The organism is Lactobacillus sp. ESL0700 (assembly GCF_029392095.1).
Lineage (GTDB): Bacteria > Bacillota > Bacilli > Lactobacillales > Lactobacillaceae > Lactobacillus.
Window position 1 is genome coordinate 701,493 of the sequence record NZ_CP113930.1, and the last position, 25,724, is coordinate 727,216.

The window sequence follows — 25,724 nt, forward strand, 5'->3', positions numbered from 1 at the left end:
ATTTTAGTATAACATAGGATGAAGCAAGCAGATTAATGCGGTAGAATATAACAAGACAGATTGAAGGGATGTTTGGCTTTGGAATTATTAGATTTAAAAAAGCACGGAATTGACATTAAAGAGCAAGTTCCACTCAGTAAATATACATTTACCAAGACGGGTGGTCCCGCGCAATACCTTGCTTTTCCCAAAAATGAAACAGAATTAACGCAGCTAGTATCGGCTGCACGGCAAGCTCAACTTCCCCTGACCGTGATTGGCAATGCATCAAACCTGATTATTCGTGATGGTGGCATTAGCGGATTAGTGCTTATTTTAACAGAAATGAACGAGATTAAGGTGGCAGCTGAGCAGGTGACGGCACAAGCCGGCGCTCGGATTGTTGATACCGCGTTTACTGCTGCTCATGCTGGCTTAAGCGGGTTAGAGTTTGCGGCTGGCATCCCCGGTAGTGTTGGTGGTGCTGTCTTCATGAATGCCGGTGCTTATGGTGGCGAAACTTGTGAAGCCGTGCAGTCAGTTCGGGTTTTAACGCAAACTGGTGAAGTAAAAACTTACACTAATGAAGAAATGGCCTTCTCTTACCGGAATTCACTGGTTCAGGAGACTGGCGACATTGTTATTGCGGCCACTTTTGCATTGACGAAAGCGCCAAAAGCGCCGATCTTAGCTAACATGCATTATCTAAATGCACTAAGACGCTATAAGCAACCGCTGGAATATCCCTCTTGTGGTAGTGTCTTTAAGCGGCCGACGGGCCATTATGTTGGGCCGATGATTATTCAGGCTGGCTTGCAGGGGCGGCAAATTGGCGGTGCGCAAGATTCGACCAAGCATGCTGGCTTTATCGTTAATAAAGGTGGTGCAACAGCAACGGATTATTTGGACTTGATCCATTTAATCCAGAAGGTTATTAAAGAAAAATTCGCCATTGATTTACAAACTGAGGTTAGAATTATTGGTCAGGCAACTGATTAAGAACATCCTATCAGAAAGGAGTATTTATGCATTTTAATCTGGCAAATATCTTTACGTGGAGTAACTTTTCGCTAGTGCTCGATGTTTTGATTATTTGGTTTTTGGTTTATCACCTGATTATTTTAATTAGAGGGACCAAGGCTGTGCAACTAGCCAAAGGAATTGTGCTGATTTTTATTGTGCGTATCATTGCCGGCATTTTGCAGCTGCACACGACAACGTGGCTAATTGATCAGATTGTGTCGTGGTCGGTGGTTGGGATCATCGTGATTTTCCAACCAGAAATCCGGCGTGGACTTGAGCACTTAGGGCGGCTGCCAATCTTTGGCGGTCGTGAAGAAAGTGCGCGCGATGAGTCAATTAAGTTCATCAAGGAACTGGACAAAGCGATTCAGTACATGTCCAAACGGCGGATTGGTGCCTTAATTACTATCCAACAAGAAACCGGACTTGAGGATTATATTGAAACTGGGATTAAACTGAACGCCGACGTTACCGGTGAATTATTAATTAACATTTTTATTCCTAACACGCCGCTGCATGATGGGGCGGTAATTATTAATCAGGACCACCAAATTGCCGTGGCCGCCGCATACTTGCCGCTGTCGGACAGCACGATGATTCCGAAGCGCCTGGGAACTAGGCACCGTGCGGCTGTTGGTATTTCTGAAGTGACGGATGCAATTACCATTGTAGTATCAGAAGAGACCGGCGGTGTCACGATCACGCGTAACGGGCGTTTCTTACTCGATATGAGTCGTGACGAATACTTGAAATATCTCAAGGCAGAGCTTGTTCCTAAAAAAGAAAAGAATACCAAGTGGTACCAAAAAATATTGGGTAAAATTTGGAAGTGGGGTGCTGACCGATGAAAGATTTTTGGCATAAGTCATGGGTTACCCGAGTAGTCTCACTGCTAATTGCAGTCTTGCTAGTCATTTATATTAACTACACCCAAGAGGGTTTCATGACTCAAGGACAATCAGATCGGACTAAGCAAACAGCCACTCAGACCCAAACAGTTAAGGTGCCTTTGCAGGTTTCAGTCGATACTGACAATTACTATGTTGTGGGTTATCCGGCTAAAGTTAGTGTTACTTTGGAAGGATCTAATGCCTTAGTTACCTCAACGATTAACACGCAAAACTTCCGGGCCTACATTGATTTAACGAATAAAAGTATTGGTGAGCATGATGTTCACGTTCACCTCAGCGGGCTAAGCAATCAGTTAGCATATACAATCAGTCCTAAAATTGTCCATGTGAATATTCAACGACGAAAATCAACGACAATGCCTGTTCAAATAGAGTATAATAAAGCTGCTGTGGCCCGTGGTTATAAGTTGGGTAAGGCAAGTGTTGACCCGCAACAGGTTGAAGTGACGGGTGCGCGCGGTGAGGTTGACCAGATTGACCAAATCGTTGCCAAAGCTGTTTTGCCTAATGACATTACCCATACGTTTGAGCGGCAAGTCAATTTGATTGCCGAAGACCGTAAGGGACGCCAGCTCAACGTGATTATTGAGCCAGCAACGGCCAAGGTGGTAGTACCGATTTCAATTGCTAAAAAAGAAGTCAAGTTGGAATTGATACCTAAGCATGAAAATACTAGCAAGGTTTACTCGCTAACAGCTAAAAATGATTACGTGACAATTTACGGTAGTCAATCAGCACTTGATAAGATTAAAACTTTAGCAGTTCCGGTTGACTTGAGCGAAGTTAATGCGTCGACTACCAAGATGGTACCGTTAAAGTTGCCACATGATGTGATTAAGGCAAGTATGCCGCAAGTAAGTGTGCAGATTAAAGTCGCAAATGTAAATAATTGAAGTTAGAAAAGAAAGGTTGTTTTTAATGTTAAAGTATTTTGGCACTGATGGTGTGCGCGGAATCGCAAATCAAGATTTATCTCCAGAATTAGCATTTAAGTTGGGTCGTGATGGCGGCTATGTTTTGACTAAAAATAAAACCAAAGAAGAACAAGCCAAGGTTCTAGTGTCACGCGATACGCGGATGTCAGGACAAATGCTTGAATATGCTTTGATTTCAGGTTTGTTATCAGTTGGAATTGAGGTCTTGGAAGTTGGCGTGATTACCACTCCAGGATTGTCCTACTTGGTACGCGCACAAGGTGCCGATGCCGGCGTGCAGATTTCCGCATCACACAACCCAGTTCAAGATAACGGCATCAAGTTCTTCGGTAGCGATGGCTTGAAGTTGTCTGACGAAATGGAAGGCGAAATTGAAAAATTAATCGATGCTAAGGAAGACACTTTGCCACGGCCATCAGCTGCAGGTTTAGGAACTGTTACTGACTTCCACGAAGGTAGCTCCAAGTACCTCCAATTTATCGAAAATACAATTCCTGAAGACCTTGATGGCATTAAGGTTGTGATTGACGGTGCTAACGGTGCTGCCAGCAGCCTAATTTCCCGGTTATTTGCTGATTGCGGCGTTGACTTCACCACGATTGCCACTCATCCAAACGGGATGAACATTAATGATCATGTTGGTGCTACTCATACTGAGAAGTTGCAAGAAGAAGTTGTTAAGCAGGGTGCCCAATTGGGCTTGGCCTTTGATGGTGATGCTGACCGCTGTATTGCTGTTGATGAAAACGGCAACGAGGTCGACGGCGACCACATTATGTACGTTTTGGGTACTTATATGGCTGAAGGTGGCCGCCTCAAGAACGACACAATCGTAACTACTGTGATGAGTAACCTTGGTTTCACTAAGGCACTTGAGAGAAAGGGCATTAAGAATGTCCGCACACAAGTTGGTGACCGGTATGTTTCTGAAGAAATGCGCGCTAACGGCTATAACCTCGGTGGTGAACAATCAGGTCACGTAATCATGAGTGACTATCACAACACTGGTGACGGGATGTTGACCGGTTTGCACTTGATGCTGGTGATGAAGAAGACGGGTAAGTCATTAACGGAACTTTTGGCTGACTTTAAGGAATACCCACAATGCCTCGTTAATGTTCCTGTTGCCGACAAGAAGAGCTGGCGTGAACACCAACCAATCCTTGATGTAATTAAGGAAGTTGAAGCTGATATGGGCGATGAAGGTCGCGTTCTTGTTCGCCCATCAGGCACACAATCATTGTTGCGGGTGATGGCTGAAGGCCCAACTCAAGAAGAAACCGACGCTTACGTTAAACGCATTACCGATGTTGTTGAACGAGAAATGGGCATCTAAAATATAGTACTAAATCAAAGTGCTTCGTAATTGTTAGACATTGAACTAGCGATTATGGAGCACTTTTTTTCATACCAAAATTTAACCTTGAAACAAATTAAAATCCACGATGCCAGTAAAATACCGTGATCGTGGATTAATAATAAGATAAATTTGCTTGAATTAACTTAGCTTTGGTCGCTAGTTGTCGTTTGCGGCCCCTTGGCGATAATTCCTTGAGTTAAAACCGCGTCAATTTCATGGGCCGAGGTTTGGTACATTAATTTTTCAAAAATAGTATCTGAACTCTCATCAAGAAAAGTAGGGTAAGCCGAATGAACAATTTGCAAGTCAGCCAGATAACCCGGCTTGATTTGTCCAGTTTTTAATTGCAAGCTCTGAGCACCACCAACAGTTGCCATGTAAAATGCGTTGCGAGCGGTCAGCGCTGGGGTTGCCGTTCCTCGCTGCTCGGGACTAAGCTGTCCATTCACACCATGATGTAACACCCTGCCAGCCATGACTGCCTGTTGGATATTTTGATAAATGCTCGGACTAAAGCCGCCGGAAATGTCAGTTCCCATGCCGATTTTATTACCTTGGGCCAATATCTTTTGTGCTGGTAAGATTGCGTTACCAAAATAATTGTTGGAGATCGGGCAGTGAGCAATAGCAACACCTCGTTTTTTAAATAGCGCTAAATCACTTTGAGTTAATAAAGTTCCGTGTGCCATGATTGACTTGTCAGTTAGTAAGCCAAAATGGTCTAAGACTTCGGCGTCCCTGTGGCCGTAGGTTGTCAAAGCATAGCCGTCTTCCCAATCGCTTTCACTGCAGTGCGATTGGACAGGTAAATGATAGTGCTGGACTAATTCGCCCAAACCTCGCAGTGTTTCAGGTGTGCAAGAAGGTAAAAATCGCGGTGTGATTACCGGCGTCATCTGAATGGATTGGTCTTGGTTGAGCTGCGTCAGTGCTTCGATAAATTGCTCAGTTGCACTGATGGCCGCTGCAGGTGACTCATCGCGATAATAAGTCGGCGTTTGTTCGGGATTGTCCATAATGACCTTCCCGATAAAGCCCCGCTGGTGAATTTGTTGACATTCGCGCGCTAAAGTTAGGTTACCAATGTTATCAACCGAGCCAAAATAAACTGCAGTGGTTGTACCATTGGCAATTAGGGTTGTAACCAAATTGCTGTAGACCTCTTGTGCAAACTGGGCATCTTTGAATTTGGCTTCAAGCGGGAAAGTATAGGTATCTAGCCACTCGCTTAGGGGCAGATCAAGAGCTGCACCAGCATTAGGCCACTGGGGTGCATGGATGTGCAGGTCAATAAAGCCCGGCAGAATATATTGGTTAGTATCCAGCCGCCACAAAATATGCCGCTTTTCAGCATCAATTAACGTACGATGGTATTCAGGGTCATTTTGCCAAATAATGGCCTCTAAATAACCTTGTTGATTTATACATAACAGACTATTGGCGTGATACTCCAGTTTATCTGGTGCAGTCGCGGAAAAATAATTACCATTAATCACTTTGGTAAAGTTCAATTTAATCACCTCGTTGAAATTTATCTTAACATTTTATCAATATATAGTAAACATAGTTCGTAATTTAATCAATAATAATTTTTAAAATAGTATTGGTTAACTAAATGAACTCTGGCAATTTCATAAGAAATGAATAGTCATCCTGATTTTAGAGAAAAATTTTTCCTTTGCTTCTTTTTTGCTACAGTAGTCTTTACTTGCCTTCGTCTATACCAATTATATAAATTAGCACTTGACCAATTTATATAAAAAGACTAATATTCCTTGCGTAACTTGAATTTAAAATTTAGTCCATCTTAAATAATTGAACTAGACCAAAGGAGAAAAATATGTGTGGAATTGTTGGAATTGTTGGTAAATCAGCTAGAGAAATTGTCCTTAGCGGCTTAACTAAGCTAGAGTACCGCGGCTATGATTCAGCTGGTATTTATCTTAACGACTTGCAGGGTAATGAATATCTGACAAAAACAGTTGGTCGGATTCAGAACTTGAAGGATCAAATGACGCCAGATGAGCATGGTCAAGTCGGCATTGGTCATACGCGGTGGGCAACGCATGGTAAACCCACGACGGCTAACGCTCACCCGCAATTTGACGAGACCAATCGTTTCTATCTTGTCCATAATGGTGTTATCGAAAACTATCAGGAACTTAAAGACCGCTACTTGCAAGGAGTGGAACTAAAGTCTGATACGGACACCGAGGTTGTAGTCCAATTAATTAGCAAACTTGCCCGCGAGCAGCAATTAGATGCCTTTACTGCTTTGAAGGAAGCACTCAAACTGATCAAGGGTTCTTACGCGATTTTACTCATTGACAACACCAATCCCAGTCATATTTATGTTGCTAAGAACAAGTCGCCACTGATGCTGGGACTGGGTGATGGCTTTAACGTGATTGCTTCGGATGCCCTGTCAGTGCTGGATCAGACCAAGACTTTTGTCGATCTGCATGACGGCGAGGTTGCCGATATTACCAAAGATGCATATAATCTGGAAACTATCGCTGGGGAAAAGGTAACGCGGACGCCGCACCACTTGAATATTGATCCTAATGCCGCATCTAAAGGCACCTACGAGTTCTATATGCTAAAGGAAATCTCCGAGCAGCCGAGTGTGTTGCGTCATTTAGTACAGTATTATCTTGATGAAAATGGCGAGCCTAAGGTTGATTCAAAAATTGTTGACGCTTTAGCTCAAGCCGACAAGTTTTATATTTTTGCGGCGGGGACAAGTTATCATGCCGGACTAGTTGGTAAGGCATTACTTGAAAAATATACGGGGATTCCAACCGAAGTTGGCTTTGCTTCTGAAGCCGGCTACCACTTCCCAATGATGCCTAAACTTCCCTTCCTTATTTTCTTATCGCAATCTGGCGAAACTGCTGACTCACGCGTAGTTCTGCAGGCGGCAATCAAGCGGCACTTACCAAGCTTGACGCTGACAAACGTTCCGGGCTCAACGTTAGCTCGGGAAGCCACGTATGCCATGTCGCTAGAGGCTGGTCCCGAAATTGCCGTTGCTTCCACCAAGGCTTACATCGCGCAAGTTGCCACTCAAGCAATTCTTGCGAAGGCAATCGGGGAAAAGCGCCAACTTTCTGCTGCTCGCAATTTGAACTTAACTCATGATTTGGGTCTTGCTGCCGAAGGCATTGAGCAAGTTTTAACCGACCAAAAGCATATCAAGCAGCTGACGGATAAGTACATCGTGCCATCACGCAACGCCTTTTACATTGGGCGCGGCATTGATTATCCGGTTGCTCTTGAGGCCGCTTTGAAATTGAAGGAAGTGTCTTACATTCAGACAGAAGGCTTCGCGGCTGCGGAACTAAAGCACGGGACGATTTCCTTAATTGAAAAAGGTACGCCAGTGATTGCCTTGATTAATGATCCGGTAACTGCCGACTTAATGCGCGGCAACATCCAAGAGGTAATTGCCAGAGGTGCCAGCGTGATTACGGTGGCCACCAAGGAATTGTCGAAGCCGGGCGATGACATTGTCTTACCTAAACTAAATTATTATTTATCGCCATTGATTACGGTGGTAGTTGCGCAACTGATTGCCTATTATGCCTCTAAGGATAAGGGGTTAGACGTTGATAAGCCTCGCAATCTTGCTAAGAGTGTTACAGTAGAATAATTGTCGAAAAGGTCGTAAGTAATTACGACTTTTTGTATAATAAAGGGGATGATTAAATTGTGGGAGGTAAATTATGGCGATTAAATTAGTGGCAGTTGACCTTGATGGCACACTGCTGACAACAGGCAAGCAGATTATGCCGGAAACGGAAAGAGTCCTCAAGCAGATAAGCAGCCAAGGAATCAAGGTAGTGCTGGCAACAGGACGACCGTTGTCCGGGGTAATGCCGTACAATCAGCAACTCGGCTTGTCTGGCAGCGACCAATATAATATTGTGTTTAATGGTGCAGTTATTCAAAACTTGGCGGGTAAAGTAATGATGGACATGAAGATGGACTATCGTGACTTTACTAATATGTTGCGGCTGCAGCGTTTGGCACATACCAACTTACACTTTGAAACTCCAGAATGTTTCTGGACTTGTGATCGCGACCTCGCACAACACTTAACAATGAACGTGTCGATCAATCTAACTACGCTTAAGGTCCGTAAGGCTGAAGAAATTCCGCAAGATTTCACCTTTAATAAGGTCGGTTTTAGTAAAACCGAAAGTGATGCGGAAGTTGACAAATTATGGAACAATATTCCCGACTGGGTCTTTGCCAAGTACGATGTTGTTCGCAGCTTTTCGAGCATGATTGAGCTTAATGTGGTCGGTGCTTCTAAGGGGAATGCGTTAATGGAACTAGCTGACCGACTTAAGATTGACCAGCAGCAAGTAATGGTCTTTGGCGATCAGGGTAACGACATCTCAATGTTTAGTAATCCTTATTTCCGCAAGGTAGCAATGGGGAATGCTACTGAGCAAATCAAGGATGCCGCCGATTACGTTACTGCTGATAACGACCATGACGGAATTGCTAAAGCACTTAAGAAACTCGTGCTGTAATAGAATAATGAGTTATCAAGATGACAGAACAAATTAAAGAACATAATATTTCTGAGGCTGAATGGGAAGTCATGCGCATCGTGTGGACGCTTGGGTCAAGCCATACCGGCGACGTAATTAAGCAGTTGCAAGCCAAAAAGGATTGGTCCGAGTCGACAATCAAGACATTGATGGGTCGCTTAGTAAAAAAAGGCTTGCTAAAGACCCGCAAGGATGGCCGCCGCTTTATGTACAGTGCGACGGTAACCGAAAACCAGATGATGGTGCAGGTAACAACCGAAATGATGAGTCACATGTGCGACATGCATAAGGGACAAATGTTAATCGAAATCTTGAAGGGGATGCCTCTGTCCAAGGGCGATATTGCCACGATTGAGCAGGAATTAACTGAAAAGGCAGCTACAGCACCAGACATGGTCGATTGCAATTGCTTAGCCGAAGGATCCCACGATTGTTAGAGAGTGAGAATGATTTAATGAAAAAAATTGCACGAATACTGCTGCGGGCCGTGTTCATAGTTGCTATTTGTCTTTGTGGCTATTGGACGCTCAAGAGTCCAGTTACAGTTAACGTAATCGATGTCCGCGAATTAGCTAAGACAGTTGTTGACAAGAATGCGTCAGCTTCAGGCAATGCCGCTCTCAAAGATGCGTTAAAATTAGCAGAAAGTGCCGGACTGGAAGACAAGGTCTTAGGACAATTACCTAAGCAGTATCATCATAATTTGTCATACGTCGGCTTGTATAATCTTAGTGTAACTTACGAGGCTAACGGTGAATTGACGGCAAAGAACTTGTCGCTGCCGCAAAAGAATAAGACCCAGCAGGCAGTTAATCGGATCATCTTGCACGATGTTAACCATGAACTAGCTGATAGGGACAAGCAGGTAGAGCAGATTATTAACATCTTTCATTACGTAATCTTGGTAATTATCCTGGGCTTTGTTCTAGCGGCATTGCTCGTCCTCTTTGGCAAGTACGCGGCCTCAATAGCGCTCTTATTAACAACACTTGGCTCGTTTGGCATTCTGCAATATTGCACGGGGCAACTGGTAATGAGTTTACGCAGCGCGCTATCTACCGGAATTAGTTTCACCACCTCAGCGATGCTCTGGGCAGCATTAATTTTAGGTGTGATTGCCGCAATTTTGTGGCCAATCTGTTTAAAATTAGCTAAAAAAAGGTAATATTCAATTAAAAAGCGATCCGATTATCTGCAGTGATAGTTGGGTCGCTTTTGTGAAATTAAGAATAATTTAGCTATTTTAATTACAATAAATATACTAATAATTACCGTAATTTTTCAAAGCTGGTGCACTAGTGCACATGATATACAAGCAAGTTATTTGACTAAGCAAGTTATAATTAACGGTCTGTAATTTTATATGCGAAAGGTGACATTGTATCGAGAACACTGGTGCTAAGGAAAAGTAAAATGCACAAGATATATCAAAAGCACAAAATGTGGCAATATTCGTTATTGCTGATATGTTTTAGTAACAAAATTTAATAAAAAATAAGTTAATTTAGTGATAAAATAAGGCTATAATCTTATATAAGCTGAATGACTTTGAAAGAGCATTCCAAGAATTATTTATGTGGGATGCTTTTTGTTTAAAAGTTGGAAGATGGAATATTTATGAAAAATGTAGTTATTGGTGAATACCTAAGAAATGACCCGACAAAAGAGGTGGATATTGCCAAAGTATCACAAAAGTTAACAACTTCTGTAGGTCGATATCAAATTGAAACTGATATTCTGGTTAACTTTAAGAATGAGCAAGAATTACCGCCATTAGTGAAAACAATCGAGTGCCAACCCTTTGCTCATTATCCTCACCAAGGTTTGAAATTTTATTTTGCGCGTTGGGAATTTGCCTACGAATATTTGCTCAGACACCCTGAAATTGACCAGGCTGCTCTAGTTGATGTGGGTGATGTTGAGATGATGAATTACCCTTTCAAAGATATAAAAGATAATGTATTATATATTGGTGACGAGTATAATGATTTAAACACATATATCATTGAGGATGATGGCAAACCAGATTATCTAACAGATTTTACTCGTAAAAATAAATATGTGCAGTTATTAAATGCAGGTATTCTTGTGGGAACAAGAGCAACACTACTTGAGTTCTTGAGCATTTTTATGAAACTGTATACTGATGACACCGCTCAGGAATATTTGGGGCAAGGTAGTACGCATTTTGGCATTTTTGAAATGGCGATTGTGAATTACATTGCTTACACATTCTTTGAAGGGCGCATTTGTCATGGGCGGAAGGTTGCATCGCGTTTTATGTACGCTGACCGCAATGTCGGGTCTTGGTTTAAGCACAAGTAGGGGGTGAAAAATGACTGAAGATGAAGTAATTGCACTTTGTGCAGGACATGATTTCGTGTATAAAACCGGTAAACCCGAAATAACTATTTATATGGGTCATAACAATGCAATTTTAATGATTACATTGAACGCCGATCATACTGTTGGCTTACCGACGCATGTCAATTTTGGTCCTGGTGAAAAGCATTGGCATTGGGATCAAGAAGCGCAATGTGTAATTTTTACGGATCAAGATGACAAATACATTGTGTCGAAATATACGGCACCAAAAGTTGAAGATGATGGCCGATACATCACGATGACTTGTTTAACTGAGGAAAATACGCGCTATATCGCTTATTTGACTCTCGATATGACATCGCAAGTAATCACCGATGAAACTTTAAGTCGTCAGTTTCTATTATTTGCTAGTCGAAGTTGTCCGCAAGATTTACAAGCACAAATTAATGATTGTGTCACTGCTAAGCAAGCAGAAGTTAAGTGGTTAGATGACCAAGATGCTTGGCAGATGGTTAATTCCACCTGGGAGGCAGTAGTCCGTGATAGCCGCTTGCGGTATGTTTGCTTATTGTTTGCGGGTAAATTATCCGTGAGTGATGATCTTTTTCCAAGTAAATTACAATTACCACAAGATGGCAGCGAGCAACAGTTTCTTGCAGGGCCGCGTAGGGATGTCTTGCAAGTCTTATCGCAGCTGCTAATTAGGCACAATGAACAAATAATGGCTGGGGTTGAGCAAGTTTCTCCAATTGTGATGATGAAGGAAGTTATTACCCAATGAGTGAGAAAAAACCGCTGACTGTATATTTCTTTTTTAGGCCACAGAACATGGCATATATGTATTTATATGGTGCAAAGATTCATTTTAATGATGAAGACCTTTTTTATCAAAATGCAATCATTTCGCCGGGTAAAGCCATTGTTACGTGGGAAGAAAGACGAGTGAAGACGGCTGATTTTGTTCCCGATATTACAATGCCTAAGTTAGTCGTCGACACTAAATTTCAGTATCAGATTAAGAGTGAAGAAGAACCCACTGATTCGATTGCTCTGGCTTTAACTACCTATAATAGTAATTTTGACCAGATGGATTATCGAATCTTTACAACCAAGAATGGTGAATTTAGCCTAGAACCTAAGGAAGAACACTTCCGCATAGATCTAGCTAGTTTGGGTAATCAAAAGCTGCATTTTCAGCATTTATTACTTGCTCAGATGCCAATTCTTGATGATTATACTTTTACAGTTAAAGATATTCATAATGTTAGAACAATTTTGGTGCATTATAACAATAGTGAAACTGCAACACCAAGATTGCACGTCCGTGTGCGGACGCATACTTCAACCGTGCAAACGATTAGTTTTACACCGGAGCAAGATCATTTGTTTATCTTTATTCCTGTACAGATTGATGGGCAGGGACAGTTCACAAAGGAGCAGACGGCAGCACTTGCAAAGTATGTGAATGAGATTAGTGCTGCAGGTTATGTTTTGCAAATTGAAAATAACCAATCAACGGCTTCATTAATTAAAGCAATACGACAAGATGTTAATAATTGATAGGAGATAATATGGATTTTTTTGTTAACCAAGCAATGGGAATGGGAAACTCAGGGATTGAACACTCTGAATTTTACCGTGCCAAACGATTTGAAGAAGCAGATATTCCTTACCGCTTTGTATTTTTAGCTGAAGTACCAGAATTGCATAAGGCAATGGAGAAGTGGCGTTTGAAGAATGGTAACGTCATTAACATGTGGGAATACTTTGTCCTAGGTGACGATTATTTGAAGAATGGTCTGACTGAGACTTTCCCTGCCAAAAAGGTGCGCATTTTGTCAGATGCTTCTAACACGATGCGCCTGAATGAGTACTACACTGATTCTGGATTGCATATTGTGCACCACTTCGTTAAAGAACAGAATAAGCAAAAGCCTGAAAGTAAAATCTTGATGGTGCGTGCTTACCAGACGCAAATTTTCAGTACCAAGACTGGTGAATTGAAGGCTTCTTACGAAACCATTAACAACGCTCATGAAGAAGGGCGGATGCAAAACATTCATCTCTACTTGGAACATGGTCAACACTTGTACTTTGCAAATGTTGTTCGCCTGTACCGCTTCTTCTTTGAACAATTAGATCGTTTCTTTGGTGGCAAGAGTAATTTCTATATTGACCGTGGTGATTGGGCTGATGAAGCACTGATGCATGAACCAATGCCAGATGCTAAGATTGTTTACCTAATCCACGCCGATCACTTGGCTGACCGGGTTGACCCAACTAAGCCATTCTGGAACAACTACTATGAATATCTGCTTGACCACATCAAGCACGTTGATCGGGTTGTTGTTTCAACTGAACAACAGCGCCAAGACTTGTTAATTGACTTCCCAGATGAAGCCGACAAGATCTGGGCAATACCTGTTGGTGGGATTAGTGACAAGCCGAAGAAGATTAAGGATCGTAAGCCGAACGGCTTAAAGCTGATTACGGCTTCACGTCTTGCAAAAGAAAAGCATGTTGATATTGCTGAAAAGGCCGTTATTGAATTACACAATGAAGGCAAGAATATCAGCTTTGATATTTATGGTGTTGGTGAAGAAAAGAAGCACCTTGAAGAAATTGTCAAGGAAAACCATGCCGAGAAATACGTTCATGTTCGTGGTTTGTCCCAACACTTGGAGTTGGTTTACCCAAGACATGATGCCTTTGTTTCAACTTCATTCTCTGAAGGTTTTGGTTTAACTTATATTGAAGCCTTGAATGCGGCTTTGCCAGTTATTACGTTTAATGCTCGTTTCGGTGCTACCCAATTAATTCACGATGGTGAAAACGGCTTTGTCGAAGACTTTAAACGTGATGATGAGAAGTATGACGTTGCTCAGATTAAGAAGGGCATTAACCGTTTGTTAGATGCCGATTACTTGAAGCTGCGGCGTAATACACAAGTTGGAATTGATGAATATCGTAATAGTGCAATCAGCAAAAAGTGGAGGAAGTTAGTCGATGGATTACGAACTAATTAATGAAGTTAACAGTTTAGGCGATAATGTTTTAAAAGAAATTAAAGCAAGACTAAAAAAGAGTAATGGTCAACTTCTGTGTCTAACTTCGATGCCAAACATGCGGAACTTTTTGCAGGCAAATGGAATTAACGGAACAACTTTGATTGACCACATTACTGGTCGGACATATGATCCTAAGAGTTACCGTTACTTTAATGAAATTAACGTTCCAAGCATGGATTATGTGCAAATGCAAAAAGACGGCAGTCTGTTTGTTGACGACCAAGGGATTTTCATTGCGCGGGAATATATGTTTCCAAATACACGGCGGGCAGCCCAAGATATTCGCTATTTAAATCCTGATGGCAGTTATGACTATATTGAAGAATATGCTTCTGATGGTAAGGTATATAGTCACCTTTACTATGCAAACGGCAAGCTTGAAGAAATCGAGTTTGTCAACATGCAAGGTCAACCAGTAATCCGTTACTTCTACTATGAAGGTAACCTGAACTTTATTACTGTTGAAGACCCAGAAAAGCATGAGGTAATTTCTCGTTACAATAACTTACTTGACTTTTATGTTGACCAGTTGAATAAGATGATGACCAAAAAAGATACGGTTAACATCAACTTCTTGGGTATTGAATTGACAGCTCTGCAAAACACTAAGTCACACAATCAATTCTATCTGTCAGAAGATCCAATCGATAATGACGGTGAAGTCCGGGGCAACTTGGCAAGCATCTTAAAGGATACAATTCCGTACATTAATACAGTCAAAATGAATAAGACTGCCTATAAGAAATTACGTCATGCAACTGTGCCATTGAAGAAAGCTGAAATCGTCTAATAGTTTTTTGAGGTGTGATAATGAAGAATTCACTGTCGAAAAAAATTGAAGAAGACTTTGCGTATGAAAAGAAGGTATTACCTTCAATGAAAGATCGGCGCAAAACGAAAGCAGAATGGGTGGTAGCTATTATGAATATTTTAGTTGGTGCTGGTATTTTAGCCGGCATGTTATTACCGCTCTTGTAATAATGATGCATATTAGAAATCATCGATACTGGCGGAAAACAAGCCAGATTATAAAACTAAAAGCTGAATATGAGCAATTAAGCGATGAAGCATTGCAGGCTAAGACCGTCGAATTTCGCAATCGAATTAAGGATGGTGCCTCACTTAACTCCTTGTTAGTTGAGGCCTATGCGGTAGTTTGTGAAGCTGATAAGCGTGTCTTAGGCATGTCACCTTATGAAGTGCAAATTTTCGGTGCTGTTGCTATGCAATATCACAACGTAATTGAGATGAAGACCGGTGAAGGTAAAACTTTAACTGCGACCATGCCAATGTATTTGCATGGCCTAAGTGGCAGTGGCAATTTCTTAATTACCGCTAATGCATACCTGGCTAAGCGTGATGCCCTTAATATGGGGCGTGTTTATAGCTGGCTGGGGTTAAATGTTGGCTATAACGAAGAAACTGACGCTACCGAAGAAGATGAGGGCGACGATGCAGTTAAACGTAAAAAAGCCGTTTATGCCAATGATATTGTTTATACAGATGGTGGTACATTCGGCTTCGACTACTTAACTAATAACTTGGTTAGTTCCGCTAATCAGCAATTTATGCCGCCGTTTCAGTTTGCCTTAATTGATGAAATTGATGCGGTTTTGCTTGATTTGGCAACAACACCATTAGTTATTTCCGGTCGTCCTAAGGGTAAGTCTAATTACCCTGTTTCGGCAGATAAATTTATCAAAATTTGTGAAAAAGGGATTGACTATGAGTTAAGCCCTGACCAGAAAAATGTTTGGTTTTTAGCACCGGGCATTAAGAAGGCCGAAGAATTCTTTAAAATAAAAAACATTTTATCAGAAGAATATTCAACACTATATTGTCACCTAATTTTTGCTTTGCAAGCGAACAAAATTCACGTTCGTAATCGTGACTATATTGTTGAAGATGACAAGGTAATCTTGCTTGATAAGAACAGTGGCCGGAAGATGGTCGGGATGCAGATGCAGTCCGGCGTTCAGCAAGCGATTGAAACTAAAGAAGGTTTAACCAACAGCCCGCAAGAGCAGGTTATTGCAACAATTACTTATCAGAACCTCTTCCGCTTATTCCCGCAGTTATCAGGAATGACTGGGACAGCCAAAGATGATAAGCAGGAACTGATGCAAGTTTACCGGTTAAATGTTATTGAGGTGCCAACCAACAAGCCAAGTATCAGAAAAGATGAGCCTGACAAGGTGTTCTATACTGCCAAGGCTAAATTGATGGCATCACTAGAACTAGTTAAGAAGAATTATGATTTAGGACGTCCAGTGTTGATTGAAACGGGGTCATTGACCTTGTCAAACTTGTATTCAGAAATGCTGCTGGAAGCCCATATTCCGCATAGTTTGCTGAATGCTTGGTCGGTCTCGCAGGAAGCAACAATGATTAAGATTGCTGGTCAGGCGGGCATGATTACCGTGTCAACTTCTCTTGCTGGCCGGGGGACAGATATTGTCCTTTCACCAGAAGCTAAGGAAGCTGGCGGACTGCTTGTTATCGGTACGGAAAAGATGCCGCTTAAGCGGATTGATGACCAGTTGCGTGGTCGTTCTGGTCGTCAAGGTCAGAAAGGTTCGACAATCTTTTACACTTCACTGCAAGACCAATTAGTTGGTCGCTATCCTTCTAAGAAAATCGCAAGAAAAATTGCCCGTCATGAAAATGATGATCAACAAGAAATTAAGCACAGTGGTCGCTATCGTCGCTACTTTAGACGTTTGCAAAAGAGCGTTAAGTATGAGGAACAGTCGTCACGGTTTATGATTCTGGAATATGGCGAGATTGCCCGGCTGCAGCGTGAAGCTGTCTATAAGGCTCGTGGCCAAATTATCAAGATGAATCAGGAACTGGACCAAGTTGTCATTCATAGTATGCAAAAGGCGATTACAGTCTTCCTTAATAATGAGGACTTGACTTTAGCTGAAATCAACGATTTTATCTGTGACAACATGACTTCTGAGTTTAAGAATGAAACTGAACTGGAGTCGGCTTCCCGTAATAAGCGTGAACGCTTCTTAAATCGGACAGCTTTACAGGCATTGCAGGCTAAGAAGCGTAAGCTGAATAATGAAGATGCTTGGCAATATTACTTGCAGCTCGCAATTGTTAAGGCAATTGATGATGCTTGGGTTGATGAAGTAGATAACCTTGAGGCTTTGCGTTCAGTAACGGCGCAGCGGACCACAGGGCAATCGAACCCACTATATGAGTATCAAAAAGAGGCCTTGGCTAGTTTCAACAGAATGCAGGATGACATTATGCGCAATATTATGCGGAATGTGCTTTGTTCAGAAGTTATCGGCAGTAATGTTAAAGGGATGCAGATTTATTTTGCTTAGAATGAAGAAAGGAACTGGCGACAGTGAATAAAAAAGATTTGCGCAAGCGAATGCTTTGGACGTTATTATTGGTGACAGTTTATATTTTGGGTCAGTTCATCATTATCCCGTTTGTTAAGCAAGGTGTTGCAGCTCGTTATTTAAAAGCCAATACATTAATTAGTATTTTAGGGATGTATACTGGGGCGCAAACTTCCCGGCCAGCCCTGTTAATGCTTGGTATTGGGCCATACATGACAACTAACATTATGGTTCAGGCTGTGAGTTCACTGGACTTGCAGAGTTTGCGCCAAGTGTCGCAGCATACCTGGGGCATCGTTACCAACTTGTTAAGTTTGGTTGTAGCGATTTTACAAGCCTTTTTATACGTAAGTAATTTCAAACAAGCGTTAATGCCGCTTTATATCGGCGATTATAATGTTAGTTATTACCTGGCAATTTTAATTTTGGTAACTGGTGGGATGATTTCCATTTATTTGGCAAATATTATCTCTGAGCGCGGGATTGGTAATTCAGCTATTCTGATGGTGCCGCAACTGGTCATGTCAATGCCTTCGCTATTGACACGTGGTTGGGGAACCAATCGCTTTAGCTTTTCCATCATTAATATTGTGATTGTGGTCGTAACAACGTTGGTTGTTGTTTTCTACGGGTTAGCCTTAATTCGTGCAGAAGAACGGATTCCTCTTCGCGAGCCAGAATTAATGAGTGACTTTGCTAAGTCATATTTCCCAATTCGGCTACTGACCGCTGGGGCAATGCCATTCATGTTCTCAACATCAATGTTTATGTTGTTACCAATGCTGGCTAAGAGCAGCCCGCTGGCAGTCAGAAAGTTTGTTTCCAACATGGTTGCAATTGACAAGCCAGCTGGAATCGTCTTTTATGCGATTGTCATCGTCTTGTTGAACTTCGTCTTTGGTCTGATTACACTTCAGCCAAGTGTTAAAGCCCGTAATTTCAAAGAGAACGGTAGTTATTTTTATAAAATTGTGCCGGGAATGGAAACTGAAAAGTTTATTATGGGCAAGTTTAATAGATTAACTTGGGTAAGTAGTTTGATTTTGATTGTTTTGAGTATTTGGCCGCTGATCCTTGGTCTGAAGTGGCCAGAAATCGCGAACTTAACGCCATTTATTGGTAACTTGTTCATTTTAATTATGATCTTGGATATGGTTGAGCAAGAATTTCAAACTTTAAATAGTGAGAAACAATACGTAATTGATTTGAAATAGAGCTGATGATAAAAAATGTTGACACTAATTCCTGATTTACATACCAAAAGCAAATTTTATCAAGAAAATACAATGCTGAGTTTATCTGCACGTTTGCAAGAAGAAAATGTCGACAATCAATTGTTGATTCTTAGTGATGATACAGATCAGTTTTTGTCAGATTTTATGGGGGTTAAGTCCCGGATAATTTATTTATTTGATGAAATTCGAGCAATTAAGACTGACGGCTCGCCGTTGACAATCAGCGACCTTAACATTCCTGATAAATACAAGACCAAGACCCTGATTTACTTGAATGAAACGGTTGTGCATGTTTATGATGGCCCGCAACTGATTATGTCGGTGCTAGTCGGCAATAGTGGGCAGTTAAAGTCGGTTACCTATTATAAGGACACCGGGCAGATTGTAGACATCTATGATTTGCGCGGTTTTCGCAATAGTCGCAGTGTTTACGATCAAGATGATAATTTAATTGAAAAGCAGTGGTTTAATGCGACCAGTGATCTGGTAATGACGCAGCATGAAGACTTAACGGTCACAATTCCGTGGCGTCAGCAATCACGCTTTCAAAAGAATAGTTACACCAACTTGGCAGAAGTTGAATATGAATTTGCATTGCCGCACTTAACAGGCAGACAGCAGGTCTTAATTGAGCCAAGTAAGTCTAGCTTTGACTTCCGGCATTTTATGCTGCAGGCAGAAGTTTACTATTACTTTACTAATGAGACGCAGATTGCTGATATTGACCAGTATAATCTTGTGCCGACAGACCAGTACTTGTTCCAAAATGAAACTCTGACGCAGCTTTTTAAAAATAAAGTTAAGCAAAGTGGGATCAGCTTCATGCCCGTGTGGCAGATAATTCCGCCATACTTCAGCGAGTTCTCGTTAGGGACGAGTATGGAGCAGGAGCAACAGATTATCTACTGGCATGTTGGCGATATTGGCGGGGATGATTTAACAGCATGCTTTAACCAGTTAATTGAAGTGCTCAAGGAAAACGAGGACTTAAAGGTCGTGGCAGACGCTAACTACGACGCTGCACTATATTTTAAGTCGGTTTCTGCTGACTTCATTGCCCAGCTTAAGGAACAAGTTGGCGACTTAGATGATGTGACCTCACTTGATGAATTGGTAGACATTGATACCGATGATTTTGATGTTGATCAACTGGACGCCCTCAACCGCTTTTCCTGTCCGGAGAATTTGCTTTATGAGGAAAAACTCCAGATCTTAAATCAAGCGCATATTTATATTGATACGGGGCTGATGACCGATTATGACATGCAGCTCGAAGCTGTCAAAATTGGTATTCCCCAGATTGTCTATCAAGCTAATGGTTTAGTTAAAGAGGGCAAGAATGGTTTTTTGATCAAGGAGCAAGATGCAATTAAAGAACCAGTAGATGTCTTTTTAACCAATCTTGATCGCTGGAATATTGCCGTCGTAGAAAATGTGCGGTTAATCCAGCGGATGTCACTGAGAAAAATTATTAGTAAATGGAAGAGGGTACTGCAAGGATGAGTAGAATAACATATCTTCTGCACAGTGGAGAACAGCCATTAGAGGGCTTTGCAGATTCCTTAACTGATTGTACTTATATGTGGGCTGATTCAGCCAATCTAGGTAAGCATAAAATGCCGCCGGTTTTTAAGAACGGTGTGTTCAATCATAAGTATCTGTTTACATATTTCTTTCTTGATGAGACTTCGCCGTGGCTTAAAGATGTTAAGCTGCTGATGCAATTGCCGGCATATCGGGTGCTTTATAGTGAAGGCATGGATTTACCGGAAAGCATTTTGCAGGTGCTGCAATTGCGTGGTGCCTTTAAGGTTAAGCTGGAAGACCTAGCACCTACTCTCAATCATTACTTCTATGATAATGATGTTGGGTACCGTGCCAGTATTGATGAATTTGAAATCAATCCGGAATTGCAGAATCAGCTGACTTATTATGGTGACAGTTACCTTAATGTGGCCGCAAATTTTGATGATGAATGGCACTATTTGGGTAGATTGTCATATAGTGTCTCGGTAATGAAGCGACATGCTACAACAATCACAATCGAGATGCAGACGACAGGAACAGCTGAGTTAAAGGTTGAAATTAAGTGCTTTGATTCTGATAATAATTTAATAGATACTTTCACTAAGAGTGGTGAGCAGTTAAAGGCCGACAATGGCACGATTACCATTACGGGAATTGAAGGTGGCTTTTTCTATAGTATCTACTACTATGTTCGCGGACAAGGAGAAGTCAATGTCGGTACATTGCACCAGCGCCGGTCGCGGGGCAAGTATGGCTTCCTAGACTTAGGGGGCCAGAGGCTTGTTGACCGGGAAGCACTTAATGGTGAGATTGGTTACCTGTTTAACCCTGGGAATATGCAGCCGCCGCTGACAGTTTACTTTGCGGGGTATCACTCTGCTGAAACCTTTGAAGCGCGGGCAATGTTACACTCTAAGGGTGTCCCTTATCTGCTGATTTCTGATTTGCGAGTTGAAGGTGGTACCTTTTACATTGGGAATCAGGCAATCGAAAACAAGATTATGAATGTCATTAGAGAGTGTCTGGCAAAGTTGCACTTCACGACAGATGACCTTGTGCTGACTGGGATTTCAATGGGGACGTTTGCCTCCCTGTATTATGGTGCCGTCCTGAGTCCTGGTAATATTGTCATTGCTAAGCCGTTAATTAACTTGGGCACAATTGCAGAAAATCTGCGGATTAATCGGCCAAATGAATTCCATTGTGCTACGGATATGGTCTTGATGCTTGAAGGCAGTGACGACCATACTGCTTGTCAAAAAGTTGACGATATTATGTGGGATCGAATCAAGGAAGGTAACTTTAGTAATACCGACTTTGTTTTGGGTTATATGCGTAATGATGACTACGATAAATTTGCTTATAACGAATTGCAGGAATTTTTGCAGAAGTATTACCCTGACCGCCACGTAATCTCTAAGGGCTACTATGGCCGGCACAATGATGATAGTGCCACGATTGCCGCTTGGTTTGAGCAGCAATTATTCCATATTCTTAGAAGTAAATATGGTCAAAAATTTTAGGGTTAATTAAATCAACGTATACTATACGATATTTTAACTATCTTAGAAAAATTAATTACTAAAAATATTTGCGTAAACAAAAAGCTTGTTATTAATAATTTTATATTGATAGCAAGCTTTTTTTACATATAAAAATAAAATATTTCACAAGGAGGACTGAAAAAATTATTAGATGTTATTTATTCCTTGCGATTTACTATATAAAAACATGTTTACACAGCAAAAATAATGTTTTAAAATTAACGTATATGAATAAGGATAAGGTACGCTTATTAATGATGTGCCTTTGTTGTGTTTTTACCGAAAGGAAAGAAATGTTAGGAAGAAATAATTTTGCTGAAAAAAGCAGAAAATTCAATTCACGTTCAACTCGTGAGCGGTTTTCAATTAGAAAGTTAAGTGTTGGTGCAGCATCCGTATTATTGGGTGTTACATTCTTAGGCTTAAGTAGTCAATCAGCTAAAGCTGATACGATTACAACGCCAGCTGATAATACTCAGCAGGTAGTTAAAGCGCCTAAGAAGGACAATCTGTCAACTTACAAGGGTTTGTCATCATTCTTAAGAGACGACAAGACTTCTAAGACAGATAAGACTAACCAAGAATCAACAACTACTGCAACTGATACGACGTCAACAACGCCAGCAACAACTGATGATTCAGCTGCTAAGACTCCAGAAGTTGCAACTCCAGCTCAAGCAGCTGCAAGTACACCAGCCACAACTGATGATTCAAAAGATGGCTCAGTAACAATTAATCAAGGTGATACCAATGTTGCTCAACCAGCAGCTATACAAACTAAGGATGAAATTAATCCTAAAATTCCAGGCGCTGTAGCTAAGGTATCAACATGGAATGAGTTTACTGCTGCACTTGCAAATGCTGGTGTTGGTGAAATTGATTTAGAAAATAATATTAAAGCTCCTACTACTGGAAGAAATGACGTGTACTTTAAACGGAGACAAGTATTGATCCAGTCTGATCCGGCAACTGTGGGAAAGGATGAAAAAGGAAATTATAAACATTTTATTCTTGATTATTGCTATTATTCTCCACGAACAACAAACGACGGTGTTAAAGGTACTACAGATGTGACTTATCGTAATTTAGATATTTACAGTCGCAATTGGTTTGGTATTGATAATACTCGTGATAATAATCCTGGTACAAACAAGTTGACTGTTGAAAATGTTAATTTTACTGGTTCAGAGATGTTTTATACTGGAGATGGTACCAGTATTTATATTAAAGGTACAGTTAATGCTCAAGCGGTAAAACAATATCAAAGTCCAATTGATCTTCAAACGTATAGTTGTGATGATCGTCAACAGTTGTTCCAATTTAATGATCCTAATCAAGCTGTATATTTTACAAAAGATTCTACATTTGTTGGTTCTACCGATGAAGGTTGTGTAATGGAATTTGATGGTTCTAACAGTAGTGTTACTATTGATAGTGGTGCCAGTGTTACATTAAATCCTTGTTCAATTGATGGCGGTTCGGGGGACCACTCTGAAGGTATTGGTAAAGCTAGTGCAATTACGTTTAATAATGGTGATGGTACAATTACTGTTAATAAACGTGGGAATTTAACTATTAATGTTGGTACGTCATCTTTTAATGGTACGCCAGATAGTCATCGTGCAGCCGCAATCACAATGGCTAGCAGAACTAAAAACGGTGCGAAGCTGATTGATAACGGTACCATTACTATTAATACCAATGGTGATATTACTTCAAGTACTGGTGGTGGCTCTAAAGCTAACACTTTAGTTTACGACCAAGGAAGTATGCAAATTGGACCTGGTGGTGCTCTGAATATCTATGGCAAGAACATGCAGAACTTCGCAGGAAACTTACTTTACATCACTGGTTCAGCAGATCTTAACAATGGTTCTTTGGATATTGAACTACAAAATGATGCAAGTCATCCTAACGGTGCAGGCACTGGGAAGATTATATTGGTTGATGTTTCTACTACAGGTACTTTGACAGTCAACAACCCAAAATCTTTAATTTTGAATGCTCATGACAATAGCGGTAATGGAACAAGTATTATTGGTGATAGTGAAATTGATATTAAGAATGTTCGTCAAGTATTCCACTTTGCCAACCTTCCGCAAATTACTTTACCGCCATTTCATATTTTAAATGTAAAGAAAAGAACGATTACTTCTGGCCCAATGAAAGGTCAGCAAACAATTGGTGTTAATAAGATTGAAGTTCTAAATGGTAAGAATGGCATATCAGAACCGTCTTATAATGCTCTGGTAGCGGCATTACAAAGTGGTGATCCTAAGCAAAGTAAAATTTTAGATGTCTTGCAACAAGCATTCGGTCAACCCGATCATCAAGCTACTATGGATAAATTAAAATATTATTATGACAATGGTACTCACTTTGATGATATTTTCCAAACTGTAATTGAAAATGCATTCTCTAGCAAGGATAATGTCGGTTATAATAGTATTTATCTTGTGTCGCCTAACCAAGGTGGGTTCTTAGATATTGAAGATGATGATGGAATTCCTGGACAAGCTTCTTACCATCAAAATGCAGATGGCTCGATTACACTATCTGGTAAAGTTGAAAACTTCAATGCTGATACCGATGGCCCGAAGCAACCAAATAATTTGTTTAGTATGTTAATGACCTGTGGTATGTACCCGTATGTAAAGATTGTAAATAAGAGAACAGGTAAAATTTATGCAAATGGTTCAGTGGCCGATCCATATGTTGACACTAATGACCTTGATACTGATTTGCACCATGATTTTAGTGTTATAGCTGGACCAGATGGTAAGTTTAGTATTACTATTCCTATTGGAGAGGATGCCTCAGGTGCTAAAGAAACAGTTTCTGGTGACGAAATAGATTTAATACCAGAAGCTAACTTTATTGGGTTCGATCCTGAAATTACAGGTAAAACGGTAAAGGCATATGTTGGTAATATTATGGGTATTGAGCAAATAAGAGCATTTACAGATAAGGAATTAGATAACGGCTTAGAAAATGCAATAGCTCGAATTCAAGCTTCTGGCTTGACTAAAGATAAACAACAGCCATATATAGATAAGATTCAAAAGGAACATGATGATGCATGTTACTACATTGATAAAGCAACAGTCTATAGTGATATCAAACATTATCGTGACCAAGCAATTGATATGTTCAATCATGAAGCAGCAAAATCCGAATTAGCAGGCTATGGTGATAAATGTATTGCAGATCTTAAACTTACTGATGGTGATGAAGTTTATAAGCAAATTATTAGTAATGTTACACAGGGAAGTAGTTATATTGACACTAAAGATGGTTGTGTAGGTGCAGAACATAAGTTGGATTCTACCCCGACTAACCAAGCACGTGATATATATGAAAACCAGTTGCTAAGCATTAGTAAGACTTGGTTAAGTAACTTGTTAGAAGAACAGGGCGTAAGTGCAAAGGCTGAGCTTGATAAGCATTCTGAGTTAGAAAATATTGCGGATCTAAAAGCTCAAATAGATCAAATTACTGCTTCAATGCAACGAAGTGTTACAAGTGCAAGTAATTCAAAAGATGCTTATATAGCTTATACAGACGGCAAGAAGCAATTAGATAGTTTTGTAACAAGTCAATTAAGTGGAGTTCTTCAACAAGAAGCAATTCAAAATGTTAGAAATAAGTGGACTAGTTCTAGAGCAGCTCTAATGAAATTGAAAAATCTACCAATAGCAAAACAAGTGGCATATCGTTCACAGTTAAATAGTGTAATGAGTACTGCACTTGCAAAAATTAAAACGGCAACAGGTGTCGATATTACTCAGGCATACAATGATTTTGTGAAGAGTGCTGATGATATTGTAAAGGCAGCAACTGATGAAAATAATAAATAGTATTATGATCTTGTCATTGTTCTTTAAGTACTAGAA

At 40.7% G+C, this 25,724-nt stretch carries 20 protein-coding genes; 19 read left to right on the forward strand and 1 reads right to left on the reverse strand.

Annotated elements, in window-relative coordinates:
• The first annotated feature begins 78 nt into the window (after positions 1–78).
• Genes murB through glmM form a run of 4 tightly spaced genes read left to right on the forward strand, consistent with a single transcriptional unit; the run spans position 79 to position 4,184 of the window.
• Positions 79–978, forward strand: coding sequence for a UDP-N-acetylmuramate dehydrogenase (gene murB, locus OZX63_RS03650; RefSeq protein ID WP_277144695.1), 900 nt, complete (start codon positions 79–81; stop codon positions 976–978).
• A 26-nt stretch (positions 979–1,004) separates the two neighbouring features.
• Entirely contained in the window at positions 1,005–1,850 is an 846-nt protein-coding gene (cdaA, locus tag OZX63_RS03655) for a diadenylate cyclase CdaA (RefSeq protein ID WP_277144696.1), read from the forward strand.
• A complete protein-coding gene (locus OZX63_RS03660; RefSeq protein WP_277144698.1) occupies positions 1,847–2,806 on the forward strand; it encodes a CdaR family protein in 960 nt (319 codons plus the stop codon). The genes cdaA and OZX63_RS03660 overlap by 4 nt, the downstream gene beginning before the upstream one ends.
• Positions 2,807–2,831: 25 nt before the next feature.
• Positions 2,832–4,184, forward strand: coding sequence for a phosphoglucosamine mutase (gene glmM, locus OZX63_RS03665; RefSeq protein ID WP_277144700.1), 1,353 nt, complete (start codon positions 2,832–2,834; stop codon positions 4,182–4,184).
• Between the two features lie 167 nt (positions 4,185–4,351).
• Here the strand turns inward: glmM and OZX63_RS03670 are convergent, their stop codons facing one another.
• On the reverse strand, positions 4,352–5,728 hold the full coding sequence (locus OZX63_RS03670; protein ID WP_277144702.1) for an amidohydrolase family protein: 1,377 nt from the start codon (positions 5,726–5,728) through the stop codon (positions 4,352–4,354).
• 320 nt (positions 5,729–6,048) lie between these two features.
• Between OZX63_RS03670 and glmS the strand changes: the two genes are divergently transcribed.
• From glmS to OZX63_RS03745, 15 genes are all read left to right on the forward strand, one after another.
• Entirely contained in the window at positions 6,049–7,860 is a 1,812-nt protein-coding gene (gene glmS, locus OZX63_RS03675; protein ID WP_277144704.1) for a glutamine--fructose-6-phosphate transaminase (isomerizing), read from the forward strand.
• Between the two features lie 73 nt (positions 7,861–7,933).
• Complete coding sequence (locus tag OZX63_RS03680; RefSeq protein WP_277144706.1) at positions 7,934–8,749, forward strand: Cof-type HAD-IIB family hydrolase; 816 nt, start codon at positions 7,934–7,936, stop codon at positions 8,747–8,749.
• Positions 8,750–8,769: 20 nt separating this feature from the next.
• Complete coding sequence (locus tag OZX63_RS03685; RefSeq protein ID WP_277144708.1) at positions 8,770–9,207, forward strand: CopY/TcrY family copper transport repressor; 438 nt, start codon at positions 8,770–8,772, stop codon at positions 9,205–9,207.
• Between the two features lie 17 nt (positions 9,208–9,224).
• The gene (locus tag OZX63_RS03690) at positions 9,225–9,935 is read left to right on the forward strand and encodes a hypothetical protein (RefSeq protein ID WP_277144709.1); all 711 of its coding nucleotides are present in this window, start codon (positions 9,225–9,227) and stop codon (positions 9,933–9,935) included.
• 452 nt (positions 9,936–10,387) lie between these two features.
• Positions 10,388–11,095 carry a hypothetical protein gene (locus OZX63_RS03695; RefSeq protein WP_277144710.1) on the forward strand — a complete coding sequence of 236 codons (708 nt, stop codon included), beginning with the start codon at positions 10,388–10,390 and terminating at the stop codon, positions 11,093–11,095.
• 10 nt (positions 11,096–11,105) lie between these two features.
• The gene (locus tag OZX63_RS03700) at positions 11,106–11,876 is read left to right on the forward strand and encodes a hypothetical protein (RefSeq protein ID WP_277144712.1); all 771 of its coding nucleotides are present in this window, start codon (positions 11,106–11,108) and stop codon (positions 11,874–11,876) included.
• Positions 11,873–12,655: an accessory Sec system protein Asp3 gene (locus OZX63_RS03705; RefSeq protein ID WP_277144714.1), complete on the forward strand. Its 783-nt coding sequence runs from the start codon at positions 11,873–11,875 to the stop codon at positions 12,653–12,655. Before OZX63_RS03700 ends, OZX63_RS03705 begins: the two co-directional genes overlap by 4 nt.
• Positions 12,656–12,666: 11 nt before the next feature.
• Positions 12,667–14,121, forward strand: a complete 1,455-nt coding sequence (locus OZX63_RS03710; RefSeq protein ID WP_277144715.1) for a glycosyltransferase — start codon at positions 12,667–12,669, stop codon at positions 14,119–14,121.
• Complete coding sequence (locus tag OZX63_RS03715; protein WP_277144716.1) at positions 14,102–14,953, forward strand: hypothetical protein; 852 nt, start codon at positions 14,102–14,104, stop codon at positions 14,951–14,953. Before OZX63_RS03710 ends, OZX63_RS03715 begins: the two co-directional genes overlap by 20 nt.
• 20 nt (positions 14,954–14,973) lie before the next feature.
• A complete protein-coding gene (locus OZX63_RS03720; RefSeq protein WP_277144717.1) occupies positions 14,974–15,141 on the forward strand; it encodes a hypothetical protein in 168 nt (55 codons plus the stop codon).
• Between the two features lie 2 nt (positions 15,142–15,143).
• Positions 15,144–17,504 (forward strand): preprotein translocase subunit SecA, encoded by a 2,361-nt coding sequence (gene secA / locus OZX63_RS03725; protein ID WP_277144719.1) that lies wholly within the window; start codon positions 15,144–15,146, stop codon positions 17,502–17,504.
• 23 nt (positions 17,505–17,527) lie between these two features.
• Complete coding sequence (locus tag OZX63_RS03730; protein WP_277144721.1) at positions 17,528–18,739, forward strand: hypothetical protein; 1,212 nt, start codon at positions 17,528–17,530, stop codon at positions 18,737–18,739.
• A 15-nt stretch (positions 18,740–18,754) separates the two neighbouring features.
• The gene (asp1, locus tag OZX63_RS03735; RefSeq protein ID WP_277144723.1) at positions 18,755–20,263 is read left to right on the forward strand and encodes an accessory Sec system glycosyltransferase Asp1; all 1,509 of its coding nucleotides are present in this window, start codon (positions 18,755–18,757) and stop codon (positions 20,261–20,263) included.
• The gene (gene asp2, locus OZX63_RS03740; RefSeq protein ID WP_277144725.1) at positions 20,260–21,810 is read left to right on the forward strand and encodes an accessory Sec system protein Asp2; all 1,551 of its coding nucleotides are present in this window, start codon (positions 20,260–20,262) and stop codon (positions 21,808–21,810) included. Before asp1 ends, asp2 begins: the two co-directional genes overlap by 4 nt.
• A 314-nt stretch (positions 21,811–22,124) precedes the next feature.
• On the forward strand, positions 22,125–25,688 hold the full coding sequence (locus OZX63_RS03745; RefSeq protein WP_277144727.1) for a pectate lyase-like adhesive domain-containing protein: 3,564 nt from the start codon (positions 22,125–22,127) through the stop codon (positions 25,686–25,688).
• Positions 25,689–25,724 lie beyond the last annotated feature (36 nt).

Excerpts from the sequence above, each read along its gene's own strand:
- cdaA (WP_277144696.1), top strand. The coding sequence starts at position 1,005 with ATGCATTTTAATCTGGCAAATATCTTTACGTGGAGTAACTTTTCGCTA.
- OZX63_RS03660 (WP_277144698.1), top strand. The coding sequence starts at position 1,847 with ATGAAAGATTTTTGGCATAAGTCATGGGTTACCCGAGTAGTCTCACTG.
- glmM (WP_277144700.1), top strand. The coding sequence starts at position 2,832 with ATGTTAAAGTATTTTGGCACTGATGGTGTGCGCGGAATCGCAAATCAA.
- glmS (WP_277144704.1), top strand. The coding sequence starts at position 6,049 with ATGTGTGGAATTGTTGGAATTGTTGGTAAATCAGCTAGAGAAATTGTC.
- OZX63_RS03680 (WP_277144706.1), top strand. The coding sequence starts at position 7,934 with ATGGCGATTAAATTAGTGGCAGTTGACCTTGATGGCACACTGCTGACA.
- OZX63_RS03685 (WP_277144708.1), top strand. The coding sequence starts at position 8,770 with ATGACAGAACAAATTAAAGAACATAATATTTCTGAGGCTGAATGGGAA.
- OZX63_RS03690 (WP_277144709.1), top strand. The coding sequence starts at position 9,225 with ATGAAAAAAATTGCACGAATACTGCTGCGGGCCGTGTTCATAGTTGCT.
- OZX63_RS03695 (WP_277144710.1), top strand. The coding sequence starts at position 10,388 with ATGAAAAATGTAGTTATTGGTGAATACCTAAGAAATGACCCGACAAAA.
- OZX63_RS03700 (WP_277144712.1), top strand. The coding sequence starts at position 11,106 with ATGACTGAAGATGAAGTAATTGCACTTTGTGCAGGACATGATTTCGTG.
- OZX63_RS03705 (WP_277144714.1), top strand. The coding sequence starts at position 11,873 with ATGAGTGAGAAAAAACCGCTGACTGTATATTTCTTTTTTAGGCCACAG.
- OZX63_RS03710 (WP_277144715.1), top strand. The coding sequence starts at position 12,667 with ATGGATTTTTTTGTTAACCAAGCAATGGGAATGGGAAACTCAGGGATT.
- OZX63_RS03715 (WP_277144716.1), top strand. The coding sequence starts at position 14,102 with ATGGATTACGAACTAATTAATGAAGTTAACAGTTTAGGCGATAATGTT.
- OZX63_RS03720 (WP_277144717.1), top strand. The coding sequence starts at position 14,974 with ATGAAGAATTCACTGTCGAAAAAAATTGAAGAAGACTTTGCGTATGAA.
- secA (WP_277144719.1), top strand. The coding sequence starts at position 15,144 with ATGATGCATATTAGAAATCATCGATACTGGCGGAAAACAAGCCAGATT.
- asp1 (WP_277144723.1), top strand. The coding sequence starts at position 18,755 with ATGTTGACACTAATTCCTGATTTACATACCAAAAGCAAATTTTATCAA.
- asp2 (WP_277144725.1), top strand. The coding sequence starts at position 20,260 with ATGAGTAGAATAACATATCTTCTGCACAGTGGAGAACAGCCATTAGAG.
- OZX63_RS03745 (WP_277144727.1), top strand. The coding sequence starts at position 22,125 with ATGTTAGGAAGAAATAATTTTGCTGAAAAAAGCAGAAAATTCAATTCA.